The 11520-nt window shown below is 54.4% G+C and carries 15 protein-coding genes; 10 read left to right on the top strand and 5 right to left on the bottom strand.

The genetic code is table 11. The features are described from left to right. A partial coding sequence (locus ABJQ89_RS00690) for an ATP-binding cassette domain-containing protein (protein WP_348494357.1) occupies window positions 1–541 on the bottom strand: 541 nt, incomplete at its 3' end. Between the two features lie 153 nt (window positions 542–694). On the opposite strand from ABJQ89_RS00690, the gene ABJQ89_RS00685 reads away from it, so the two are divergent. The 4 genes from ABJQ89_RS00685 (at window position 695) to blaOXA (ending at window position 4089) form a co-directional block, all read left to right on the top strand. Beyond that, entirely contained in the window at window positions 695–1900 is a 1206-nt protein-coding gene (locus ABJQ89_RS00685) for a hypothetical protein (protein WP_348494356.1), read from the top strand. Window positions 1901–1968: 68 nt separating this feature from the next. Further along, window positions 1969–2370 carry a DUF5360 family protein gene (locus tag ABJQ89_RS00680; protein ID WP_348494355.1) on the top strand — a complete coding sequence of 134 codons (402 nt, stop codon included), beginning with the start codon at window positions 1969–1971 and terminating at the stop codon, window positions 2368–2370. A gap of 50 nt (window positions 2371–2420) precedes the next feature. Further along, window positions 2421–3302: an aminoglycoside phosphotransferase family protein gene (locus tag ABJQ89_RS00675; RefSeq protein ID WP_348494354.1), complete on the top strand. Its 882-nt coding sequence runs from the start codon at window positions 2421–2423 to the stop codon at window positions 3300–3302. After that, a complete protein-coding gene (gene blaOXA, locus ABJQ89_RS00670) occupies window positions 3295–4089 on the top strand; it encodes a class D beta-lactamase (protein ID WP_348494353.1) in 795 nt (264 codons plus the stop codon). Before ABJQ89_RS00675 ends, blaOXA begins: the two co-directional genes overlap by 8 nt. Here the strand turns inward: blaOXA and ABJQ89_RS00665 are convergent. Continuing rightward, window positions 4072–4869 (bottom strand): class II glutamine amidotransferase, encoded by a 798-nt coding sequence (locus ABJQ89_RS00665; protein ID WP_348494352.1) that lies wholly within the window; start codon window positions 4867–4869, stop codon window positions 4072–4074. The two genes, blaOXA and ABJQ89_RS00665, sit on opposite strands and share 18 nt — an antisense overlap. Window positions 4870–4873: 4 nt before the next feature. Further along, on the bottom strand, window positions 4874–5182 hold the full coding sequence (locus tag ABJQ89_RS00660; protein WP_348494351.1) for a DUF6356 family protein: 309 nt from the start codon (window positions 5180–5182) through the stop codon (window positions 4874–4876). 36 nt (window positions 5183–5218) lie between these two features. Here ABJQ89_RS00660 and ABJQ89_RS00655 point away from each other — a divergent pair, with 36 nt between their 5' ends. After that, window positions 5219–5680 carry an Lrp/AsnC family transcriptional regulator gene (locus ABJQ89_RS00655; protein WP_348494358.1) on the top strand — a complete coding sequence of 154 codons (462 nt, stop codon included), beginning with the start codon at window positions 5219–5221 and terminating at the stop codon, window positions 5678–5680. Here ABJQ89_RS00655 and ABJQ89_RS00650 read toward each other — a convergent pair. Continuing rightward, window positions 5677–5886: a SlyX family protein gene (locus ABJQ89_RS00650; protein ID WP_348494350.1), complete on the bottom strand. Its 210-nt coding sequence runs from the start codon at window positions 5884–5886 to the stop codon at window positions 5677–5679. The genes ABJQ89_RS00655 and ABJQ89_RS00650 overlap by 4 nt on opposite strands. Window positions 5887–5995: 109 nt before the next feature. On the opposite strand from ABJQ89_RS00650, the gene hisS reads away from it, so the two are divergent. From hisS to ABJQ89_RS00630, 4 genes are read left to right on the top strand one after another with little or no spacing between them, the layout of a single operon-like run. Then, on the top strand, window positions 5996–7480 hold the full coding sequence (gene hisS / locus ABJQ89_RS00645) for a histidine--tRNA ligase (RefSeq protein ID WP_348494349.1): 1485 nt from the start codon (window positions 5996–5998) through the stop codon (window positions 7478–7480). Continuing rightward, a complete protein-coding gene (locus ABJQ89_RS00640; protein WP_348494348.1) occupies window positions 7480–8544 on the top strand; it encodes an ATP phosphoribosyltransferase regulatory subunit in 1065 nt (354 codons plus the stop codon). The genes hisS and ABJQ89_RS00640 overlap by 1 nt, the downstream gene beginning before the upstream one ends. Next, entirely contained in the window at window positions 8541–9236 is a 696-nt protein-coding gene (gene hisG / locus ABJQ89_RS00635) for an ATP phosphoribosyltransferase (protein ID WP_348494347.1), read from the top strand. Before ABJQ89_RS00640 ends, hisG begins: the two co-directional genes overlap by 4 nt. A gap of 44 nt (window positions 9237–9280) precedes the next feature. Beyond that, entirely contained in the window at window positions 9281–10405 is a 1125-nt protein-coding gene (locus tag ABJQ89_RS00630; protein ID WP_348494346.1) for a DNA alkylation repair protein, read from the top strand. On the opposite strand, the gene ABJQ89_RS00625 is transcribed toward ABJQ89_RS00630, so the two are convergent. Beyond that, window positions 10398–10826 (bottom strand): DUF1489 domain-containing protein, encoded by a 429-nt coding sequence (locus tag ABJQ89_RS00625; RefSeq protein WP_348494345.1) that lies wholly within the window; start codon window positions 10824–10826, stop codon window positions 10398–10400. The two genes, ABJQ89_RS00630 and ABJQ89_RS00625, sit on opposite strands and share 8 nt — an antisense overlap. 155 nt (window positions 10827–10981) lie before the next feature. Between ABJQ89_RS00625 and ABJQ89_RS00620 the strand changes: the two genes are divergently transcribed. Beyond that, window positions 10982–11520, top strand: a 539-nt coding sequence (locus tag ABJQ89_RS00620; RefSeq protein WP_348494344.1) for a ribonucleotide reductase N-terminal alpha domain-containing protein, incomplete at its 3' end; no start/stop codon positions are given.

Below are 11520 nucleotides of genomic sequence, written 5' to 3'. Positions count from 1 at the left end.
GCGCTAAAACACTCTGGGCGGTGTCCTCATCAAGGTTGCCCGTCGGCTCATCCGCAAGAATGAGCGCAGGTTTGGCGGCTAAAGCACGGGCAATCGCCACGCGTTGTTGCTGACCACCAGAGAGGGCTTCGGGATATTTATCGAGCTGATCCGTCAGCCCCATGCGCGCAGCCAAATTGGCGCACCATTTGTCGTCATGTCGCCCCGCGAGCTGCGCTTGAAAGCTGATGTTGGCTGCGACACTAAGGCTCGGGATCAAATTGAACTGTTGAAACACGATCCCGCTCAATTCTCGGCGTAGCATCGCCCGTTTGGTATCGCTCGGATCAGAAATCAACGCATCATTGATACGAATGCTGCCGCAGTTTGGCACATCAAGGCCTGCAATCAGATGTAACAATGTGCTCTTGCCAGAGCCGGATTCACCCATCAATGCAAGGCTTTGCCCCGCATCGAGCGTCATTGAAACACCGCGCAGCACGTCAACCTGTCCAGCCGCCGCAACATAGCTTTTGTGAACCTGATGCACCTCTAAGAGCATTTGACGCCTCCAATGCTGCCCAGTCCTTTAGATAGGCGTGTACTGCGGGTTTCAAGCGAAGGTCTGCCGACAAGACAGTTAACGTTTACGAATGATGCAATTTCCTCTAAAAGCGCGCCCTATTGCTTTGCTCTAAAATCGCGTGGGATGACGGTGACGAGACTTGTAACAATGCTAGCGGCTTGCTCCCTTTTGGCAGCTTGCGGTGATCCACTAAGAAACGTTGACCGCTTGTCGTCGGTCGAATTAGCTGATGATGCAGTCACAGTCGGCGCATTGCCTGATCCTGCGACGGCATCTGCGCCAAAAGGATTGTTTTCCAACCTCTTTTCAGGCCGCCAAAATGCACCTGCAGCAACACCTATTGAAACGACGGTTACGCCATTAGAGAGCATTGATACCGATAGCGCCGTTGGCGCGGCTTTGGGAGCCGCCGCCACACCCGAAGCGATTGCAGCGACTGAAACCGTCGCTGCTCCAGCCGTTGCAGTGCCTGCGGCTGCACCTGCACCACAAAAACGTGGTCTTTTTGGCTGGGGGCGTCCGAAAAATGCAGCAGCATCAGCGCCAATTGTTACCGCGACAACAACGAAGAGAATTGCACCTGCTGAAATCGCGCCCGTAGATGTTCCACCGGCAGTTGCTGAAACCATTCCAGCGCCGGAAGCCACTCCTACGGCACCAGTTGTCGCCGAAGCGAAGCCGCGCACGGGCTTCTTCGGACGATTGGCAGGCGCGCGCAAGCAGGACAAAGCAGAACCCGAAGAAGTTACCGTCCGCACTGCTTCGCTGGGACCTGTGACCGCTCCACAGTCAACGCGCCAAACGCAAACAGCGTTCAAATCACGCAATCGCAAACACAAAGGCCCTGATGTTCAAATCGTACCTTTCGGCACGACGCTTCCTGCCGGTGCAATCGCCCGGGTGTGTGATCTACCAAGCGGTCGCCTCGGCAAAGAAGTTGGTAAATTTCCAGAGCGTGGTCGCGGCTACAAGATGTTTGACAGCAACCCAAGTGCGGCGGGAACGCGTCCTTTCTACGTGACTGGGTTTGATGACAAATGCGCCCGTACCTTCACCGCAGCCCTCGCGCTCTTCGGTAGCCCAACCTTGCACGAACAGTTGCGCTATGGCTTGCCAAGTTCGAAACAACCCTACAGCACGACGGATCAAGCCTATGAAGGCATCAAGCGCTCGGTGTGCGGCGTGAGCAAACAGAAACCCTGCGGCGCAAAGATCAGCCAATTGGAAAAAGACACGGCTTTCATCTCGATCTATGATCGCATTGGCAGCAATTCCAAATGGTCAAATATCTTGTTGCACAAAGGTTGGGTTCTCGCCTCTGACCGCAAGGGATAACCGATCTATCCAAGGTTTGATTTGGCGAAAGGCTTTTTATCGAAACCTGAGCGACAGAAGAGGTCCGAATGCTAAGAACTGCGACAACGATAACGGAACTCGCAATGCTCGCATATTGGGTGTTGGCAGGCGCGCTTGTTCTTAAGCTGATCTCGATTGACCCTGCGCTCATGTATTCCGATTATGAAAATCCGCTCGTGATCGCATGGAACTGGTCGTTTTTCCCAATCGATGTTGCTTTCGCCTTCGCTGGCCTCAGCGCGCGGTTTGGAACATTTGCCGAGCAGACCAAATTCAAGCTGAGAACCATAGGGTCTGTGCTTATGATCTGCGCAGGTGTCATGGCAGTGTCATTTTGGACGATCACAGGTGATTTCAATATCACCTGGTGGGGAGTGAACCTCTGGCTTATTGTCTTGGGCATGGCCAACTTGCTGTGCGATCAAATGCCTCAAACGGAAACGGTCTGAGTACAAAGAACGTGCAAGGCCATCTCATAGGACAAGGGCAGGCTGCCACGATGACCATACAGATCAATACCTCCTTGGTACGCAGGCTGATCGACGCGCAATTCCCTGAATATACGCATTTGCCAATCCGCGCGGTGCCCGAGCAAGGCAATGATAACCGCACGTTTCGCCTTGGTGATCAGCATAGCATACGATTGCCGAGCAATTCATCCTACGCAAGTGCGGTCGCCAAGGAGGCAACCGCGCTCAAATCGATCAAACCCGTTTTTTCGCTCGACGTGCCGGACGTTGTTGCGATGGGACAGCCAAGTGAAGACTACCCGCTGCCTTGGTCAATCCGGCGTTGGATTGATGGCGTCACATGGCAAACCACTGAGGTTAAGGACAAGCGCGCTTTGGCCAAATCGCTCGGTGGAATATTGAAAGAACTCCGCGCTATTCCGACCCTTCCGACGCTCTTCGCGGGGCAACATTCGTTTTATCGCGGGTGCCATCCTAGTGCTTATAGCGATGAGGTCATCAAAAGTTTGGGCATCCTGAACGATACAGAGCTAACGCAGCAGTGCTTGCGGATATGGCAACGTGGCCTGACAACGGTTTGGACGCACGACCCTGTATGGTTTCACGGGGATATCGCTGTTGGCAATGTTTTGATGAATGAACAGAATATCACGGCGCTCATCGATTTTGGCACGTGTGGCGTCGGTGATCCTGCTTGTGATTATGCAATTGCATGGACCTACTTTGACGCCGAAACACGCGCCCATTTTAGGGAAGCAATCGAGATTGATGATGGAACGTGGCAACGGGCCAAAGCTTGGGCGTTGTGGAAGGCCTTAGTTAGCCTCACCGGCCTGTCCGCGCCGGATACCCACGGTATCCAAAAGCGCGCGCTGAAAGAAATATGCGATGAGGGGGTCTCGATTGACTAGGTTTTTCATCGTCCTTTGGATTGCAATGCAAACCATCGCCCATAGCGCGCAGGCGCAGGAGGTTGTGAACCGCTCTGATCTGTTCTCTGTTTTTGCGGCCGAGAATACCACCGGCACCTTTGTCTTGATCGACGTGAAAAACGATCGAATGACGTTGGTCAACAAAATCCGCGCATACGAGAGGTTTATACCTGCCTCTACCTTTAAATTTGCCAACTCCCTTATCGCACTGGAAACGCAGGCTATTAGCTCCGTAGACGAAGTGATCCCCTACGGCGGCAAACCGCAGATATTCAAATCGTGGGAAAAGGACATGGCGCTGGGCGAGGCTTTCGCTGCTTCCAATGTACCTGTCTATCAAGAGCTCGCGCGCAGGGTCGGGCTTCAAAACTACACGCAGTGGCTCGCAAAACTTCAGTATGGCAATGGCGCCGTGGGTGAGGCTGTAGAAAGGTTCTGGCTCGACGGGCCGTTGACCATTAGCGCGGTGGAACAAGCGCAGTTCATGTCAGCTTTAGCGCAAAGCGCGCTGCCGCTCTCACAAAATAACCAGAGGATTGTTCAGCAGATCGCCCATATCGAAACGCACGATAGCAGCGCGCTACAAGGCAAAACGGGCTGGACCATCGCACCTGATCCCGACATTGGCTGGTTTGTGGGCTGGGTCGAAAGCGAAGGCGCGATTTATGCCTTCGCTCTTAATATGGATATGGCGGGTCGCTCTGACGCGCCTCTTCGCACCGCGCTGGCGCGACAGTTTCTCCAAGCGTTAAACGTCTACAAATGATGCACTGGCGCCTACATGCAGGCGGCTCAATGTGCTGCCTTTCTTGGTCAGCGTGAGCAGCTGATCAGGGGCAACCGACGACCAGGTCTTAACATCCGCATCAAGTGGCTCAGACGCAAGCGTCCATCCCAATTCGGCGTTGCCCTCTAAATACAGCGTCGGTGCACGCGCATCGCTGGCATGACGGAAGGCATAAAGCGTCGATCCGTTGCTGAGAACGCAGGTTGTGCGAACCGCATCCGTGCCGCGTCCATAAACGCTGTGCTCTTTTAGGATGCTGAGAACTGTTTCAATCGCCTGTTTTGGGTCTTCATTCAGCCCATTGGCGAGCAGCAAAAGGAAAATAAGTTCAGAATCAGTTGTGCCGCGCCGCGCGGCATAAAGCGGATCGGGCAGCATGGCTTCCAGCGGCCGCCGGATGTGTTCAATGTCAGGAACTTGTCCATTGTGCATGAACGACCAGCGCCCATGAATAAAGGGATGGCAATTTACCCGCGACGTCTCTCCGGACGTTGATGCACGCACGTGGGCCAGAAAATGATCCGATACGATCATGTGGCACAGGCTGAGTAAATTGCCATCCGACCAGGCAGGCAAAACATCCCGGTAGAGCCCTGGACCCTTAGCCCCATCATACCATGCAAACCCGAAACCATCTCCTTGGACGGCGACCTTTGCTTCGGTCGAATGTTGGCTTTGTTCCAACAAAGAGTGGGCGGGTTTGATGACGACCTCAGACAAGGAAATGGAGGGGCCAAGATAAGCTGCTAACCGGCACATTGGATTAATGCCTGCTGCTGATTTTTGTATTCAAAGCGCCAACAATTCGGCCTGCTGTCGTTTCGAAGAAGGGGGGGATGATTGCATGAACCAACGCAGCAAACGCGGCAAAGAACAGCGCAGCCGAAAACCCAAAAGCAAAGCGGGCGTGCTGGAAATAGGTTTCGTTCACGCTCGCCGGATGTTCGGTAAATCCTTTTAGGAATTTCATCGAAGCGCTGCTGTCTTGGGATTTTATCTGCATTGGATCGTCCGCCTTGTGTTGGTTGTTCCAGTATTTCGTAAAGCAGGCGCGAATTTGTCCCAATGTCATTGCTGATTTGTAAAAGATTGGGATATGTTCCCACTCATGGATCAAAAATTAGATGAAATAGACCGCCGTATACTGCGCGCCCTGCAAAAAGACGCGAGCCTGTCGATAGATGCATTGGCGGAAACCGTACATCTATCGCGCAATGCCTGCTGGCGGCGTGTCAAAAATCTTGAAACGAGCAAAGTGATCAAAGCGCGCGTTGCCCTTGTTGATCCTGAGGCCGTGGATTTGGGCCTGTCGGTCATTGTGCTGGTGCGCACCAGTCAACACGACAATGAATGGCTGACCCAATTTGACAAAGCCGTGCGCGAGCTACCCGAAATCCTGGGCGCGCATCGGATGTCTGGTGATCTCGACTACGTTCTGCGGGTCAGGGTTGCCTCGGTCGCGGCCTATGATCTGTTTTACAAACGTCTAATTAAACGCGTGCCGCTCTCGGATATTTCCGCGAGCTTTGTCATGGATGATATCAAAGACACGACAGAGCTACCGCTCTAGTAATGGGGTGGCCGCTCGTCACCCAGCACGACACCGCCGCCGCCTTGGGCCTCACGCTCGCCTTCGCGCTGCATCAGCATCTGAACGCGATGCGTCAAAACTGCGATCTCGCGTTCTTGGCGCGCAATCACATCGGACAACTCTTCGGTTGTTTTCAGCAGCTCGGCTGTCTTTTCTTCGAGGGCTTGAAGTCGCATATCTGTCATATCTTTGCGCTACCACGCGCCCGCAGATTGCGCAATTCCCGCTGGACTGTTGCCCCGATCCCCTAGGGGCGGTAAAGGGCAAGCATCAATGCCATCGAAAGTGAGACCCATGGCCAAAGTGAAAAAAGCCCCCCGTCCCAAGGCCGCCGCGCCAAAGGGATTTCGCGACTATTTCGGCGCGGAGGTAACAGAGCGCGCAGAAATGCTGCAAAAGATCGCAGGGGTCTATCATCGCTACGGGTTTGATGCGTTAGAGACGAGCGCCGTTGAAACGGTTGAAGCCTTGGGTAAATTCCTGCCTGACGTGGATCGCCCGAACGAGGGTGTCTTTGCGTGGCAAGAAGATGAAGACGCCGATTGGCTCGCGCTGCGTTATGACATGACGGCGCCTTTGGCCCGCGTTTATGCGCAGTTCCGCAATGATTTGCCGACTCCCTACCGTCGCTATGCGATGGGTCCTGTCTGGCGCAATGAAAAGCCGGGACCGGGTCGTTACCGCCAGTTCTATCAGTGTGATGCCGATACAGTGGGCACAGGTTCTGTCGCGGCCGATGCAGAAATCTGCGCGATGCTCAGCGACACGCTTGAGATCGTGGGCATTCCGCGCGGCGATTACATCGTGCGCGTTAACAACCGCAAAGTTCTGACAGGTGTCATGGAAGTTTGCGGCATTGCTGGCGATGATAAAGTCGATGAGCGCGGTATCGTTCTGCGCGCTATCGATAAGCTCGACCGCCTCGGTGAAACCGGCGTTCGCGCCTTGCTCGGCGCGGGCCGTGAGGACGCAAGTGGCGACTTCACCAAGGGTGCTGGGCTAAGCGATGAGCAAGCCGAGATCGTCATGGGCTTCATGTCCGCCAAACGCGACAGCGGCGCGGCAACGGCTGCACGTCTTAGCGAATTGGTTACGGGTTCCAAGATCGGCGAAGAGGGCGTGAACGAATTGCTCACCATTGCCGAGTTGATGGATGTGCAGGGCTATGGCTCGAACCAGATCGAGATTGATCCATCTGTCGTGCGTGGCCTTGGCTACTACACTGGCCCTGTTTATGAGGCCGAGCTGACCTTCGAGATCGAAGATGAAAAAGGGCGTCCGCGCAACTTTGGCTCCGTCGCAGGCGGTGGTCGCTATGATGATCTGGTGAAACGTTTCACAGGTCAGGAAGTGCCAGCAACTGGCGTGTCCATTGGTGTTGATCGCCTGCTCGCAGCGCTACGGATGAAGGGACGGATCGAGAGCCATTCAACAGGCCCAGTCGTCGTCACAGTTATGGATAAAACGCGTATGGCGGATTACCAAACCATCGTGGCAGAACTACGTAACGCAGGCATTCGCGCAGAGGTCTACCTCGGTAATCCTAAGAACTTCGGCAATCAATTGAAGTATGCGGACAAACGCAATTCCCCAGTCGCAATCATTGAAGGCGGCGATGAAAAGGAAAAGGGTGTCATCCAGATCAAAGATTTGATCCTTGGTGCGAAAATCGCTGAAAGCGCAACGCTGGAAGAATGGAAAGATCGCCCAAGCCAATACGAAGTGCCACGCGACGAACTGGTCGCGAAAGTGCGCGAAATTCTGGAAAGCCAAGCGTAATGAACGGAATTTCAGCAAAGACTGGTGCGCTTAAGGCGCATTTTGAGGCGTTGGGCGCTGTTCCGGTTGAAACGTCGATCTTGCAACCGGCCGAGGCCCTGCTTGACCTTTACGGCGAAGACATCCGTGCGCGCGCCTATGTGACGTCCGATGCATCACGGGGCGAGCAAATGTTGCGCCCTGATTTCACGGTTCCTGTTGTGCAAATGCATATGGCGGGCGGCGCAGAACCCGCTCGCTACACCTACGCGGGAACAGTGTTTCGCCGTCAAGAAGAGGACGAAACACGCGCCAATGAATATGCGCAGGTGGGTTATGAGGTGTTTGACCGCGCTGAGCCCGTCGCAGCGGATGCAGAAGTGTTCACGTTGATTGCGCAAGCCTTGGGCGATGCGCCTGTGCGTGCGTCCACGGGTGACATTGGCATCTTGGTTGCGGCGGTGTCCGCGCTGGAAACATCGCAAGCGCGCAAAGATGCGTTGCTGCGCCATATCTGGCGTCCGCGCCGCTTCCGCGCCTTGCTGGATCGCTATTCCAAGCCTGCCGTTCAGCGCGATGTGCTTGCGGCAGATGATCCTTTTGCAGGCGCTGGTCCAGCGATTGGTTTGCGCCGAAAGTCTGACGTGGAAGAGCGTATTGCAGCGCTACGCGAAGACGCTGAGGTGGCCCCTATTTCCAAACGCGAGATTGAGTTGATCGAAGCATTGCTGAACGTGCGCGAAACGCTTCCCTTTGCGTTGGAACAGCTGCGCGACCTCGCTGTTGATTTGCCGGCAATCAATCCCGCCGTAGAACGTCTTAGCGCACGTACAACAGCGCTGCGCACACGCGGCGTCGATGTGAGCAAGCTTGAGTTCGAGGCAAGCTACGGGCGCACGTTGATGGAATATTACGACGGTTTCGTCTTTGGTTTTTATGCAGAAACGCGCGCAGATTTGCCACCCATCGCGACAGGTGGGCGCTATGACGCGCTGACGCGGCGCTTGGGCCAAGGCGCAGAAATTCCTGCCGTGGGCGGCGTCATTCGCCCCGACCTTTTGATGATGTTGGAGGGCGCGGCATGACCTTGAAACTTGGTGTTCCGTCCAAAGGGCGGTTAATGGAAAAGACCTTCGATTGGTTTGGCGAACGCGGTGTAACGCTAAGCCGAACAGGGTCAGAACGCGAATATGCCGGCGCTGTTGAAGGTGTTTCTGGTGTTGAGCTTGTCTTGCTGTCCGCAGGTGAAATTCCGCGTGAATTGTCCGCTGGGCGCATTCACCTTGGAGTTACGGGCATTGATTTGATCCGCGAAAAGCTGAGCGGATGGGAACAGCGCGTTGAAGAACTTGCGCCGCTTGGCTTTGGTCACGCGGATCTTATCATCGCGGTGCCGGATTTTTGGGTCGATGTGCGCACACTTGATGACTTAGATGCGGCGGCCTCTATGTTTCGCACGCGAAACAGCTTTAGATTGCGCATCGCAACGAAATATCACCGCCTCATCCGTGAATATCTGCAACAAAATGGTGTCGCAGATTATCAACTGGTCGACAGCCAGGGCGCGACCGAGGGCACCGTGAAAAACGAAACGGCGGAAGCCGTGGCTGACATCACATCGACGGGTGAAACGCTCCGTGCGAACCACTTGCGATTGCTCGATGATGGTCCAGTTTTGAAATCTCAGGCGACTTTGCTACGCTCCAAAACAGCGGAGATGAATGACGTCGAACGCACTGATCTCGCGCGTTTGTTGGAGACGCTCGCGCTGGATTAACCACGCTCAAAACCTTCGGTGATGCAGGGATAGGAAACCGTTCCATGGAACCATTTAAGAATCTGATTTCACCAGAAATTGTACGTTTGATCGGGGTGTTGATCGCTAAGCAGTTGCCAGAGTTTAATGCAGCGCGCTTTCAAAGCAAGGTGCTGGCAGAGCTTGATCAGCTTGAGATGAAAGAGCGCGTCGCGTTAATTGCGGACACCTTGCACGCGGCTTTGCCCAAAGCGGGACATGAACGACTGCCCGTCCTTTTGACTACGCTACATCCCGACACTGAAAGCAAGGATGTGCAAAGCTCTGAAGATGGGCTCAGCAGTTGGGGAATCTGGCCGCTGACCCATCTCATCGGCACATACGGTTTGGATGATTTTGAGGCCTCGCTGGCGGCGCTTAAGGAAATGACAAAACGGCACACGTCTGAATTTGATGTGCGCCCGTTTATCGTAGCGGATCAAGCCCGCGCTTTGGGTATCATCTGTGCATGGGCGGATGATCCAAGTCATCATGTGCGCCGCTTGGTGAGCGAAGGAACACGCCCGCGCCTGCCGTGGGGCGTTCAGTTGAAAGAGTTGGTGGCGGACCCAACTCCGATGATCCCAACGTTGAAAAAGCTGCGCGATGATCCGTCAGAATATGTGCGTCGGTCGGTGGCGAACCATTTGAATGATATTGCAAAAGATCATCCTAATTTAGTGGCAGACCTTTCGGTGGATTGGCTGAAAGACGCCTCCAAAGAGCGCGAAAAGCTGGTGCGCCATGCGTGCCGTACTTTGATCAAGCAAGGGCATGAAGGGGCTTTGTCCGCCTTCGGTCTGCATCCGCCAGAGATTGAAGAACCGAAGATCACACTCGCTGCGGACGCTTTGAATTTTGGCGGCGAGATAGAGTTTGATGTGTCGGTGACATCTGTCGGGCAAGGTGCGCAAACGCTTGTCATCGACTATGTGATCCACTTTTTGAAAGCCAATGGCACGCTGGCCCCAAAGGTTTTCAAATGGACCAAGCTCGACTTGAAAGCGGGCGAGAGCAAACAGCTGAGCCGCCGACATGGGATAAAACCGATCACGACCCGCAAATATTACGACGGCCAGCAGGTTCTGTCTTTGCGTATCAACGGCAAGGATTTTGGCGAAGCTCCGTTTGAGCTAAAGGGCGCTACCTAACGCCGATTTCTGCCAGCGCTGCGCTGAGTTCCGCGGGCAGGGGTTCTTCGTGCTTTTTACCCTCTTTAAGGTCGGCAGGCGCATCTTCGAACGTCAAATATCGCCACCCTTGGAACGGGCGTTTGAGGGCATGTTCGGTACGGATTAGGCCAGGTTTCATGACAATCGCGCAACGACGAATACCGTCGCCGCCGATAACCTCATCAAGGCGCAAAATAGGTTGCCGTGCTTGAATAATGCCCTTGATTACCCAGTAGATTGAACCACCATTGAGAAGCTCTGCCTCGCGTTTGGGCCACATTCGGGTGACGTGACGTGAGGCGCCATCGGTCGCGGCGGCGCGCATTTGCTGCCACTCCTCCAGTCCTTCGACTGATTCTGTGCCAACACTGAGTTTTATAAGGTTAATTTGCTTGGTCACAGATTTTTCCCCATTTAGACACAACATATGGTATGTGAGTATTGCGCAACATCAAGGGGTAGTATTTCAGATTCTTCCTCGAAAGCGCATTGCCCGTCGTCGATAGCGGCTATACTAGGCTATCACACTCACATGAATACCAAGGGAATCGCCTGATGAATCGTTTTGCTGCCCCCATCGCCGAGCAAATCTGGGATATGAAGTATCGCTTTAAAGAAGCGGACGGAACACCCATTGATGCGACGGTCGAAGATTCTTGGGGCCGCATCGCCAAAGACTTGGCGAAAGTTGAAAACGACCCAGAACATTGGGAAGAGCAGTTCTATGCAGCTTTGGAAGATTTCAAATATCTTCCAGCAGGACGCATCACAGCTGGTGCTGGCACTGCGCGCAATGTGACGTTGTTCAATTGCTTTGTGATGGGCACAATTCCTGACTCAATGGGCGGTATCTTCGAGATGCTCAAAGAGGCCGCGCTGACGATGCAGCAAGGTGGCGGTATTGGCTATGATTTCTCAACCATTCGCCCCAAGGGCGCGGATGTGAAGGGCGTGGCGGCTGATGCCTCTGGTCCGCTGTCGTTTATGGATGTGTGGGATGCGATGTGTCGCACGATCATGTCCGCAGGGTCGCGCCGCGGTGCGATGATGGCGACAATGCGCTGCGATCACCCTGATATCGAAGACTTCATCAC

The sequence above is a fragment of the Planktotalea sp. genome, from assembly GCF_039984035.1.
Classification (GTDB): Bacteria; Pseudomonadota; Alphaproteobacteria; order Rhodobacterales; family Rhodobacteraceae; genus Planktotalea.
Note: the sequence above shows the minus strand (reverse complement) of the source record. Positions and strands in the feature narration are given on the sequence as shown.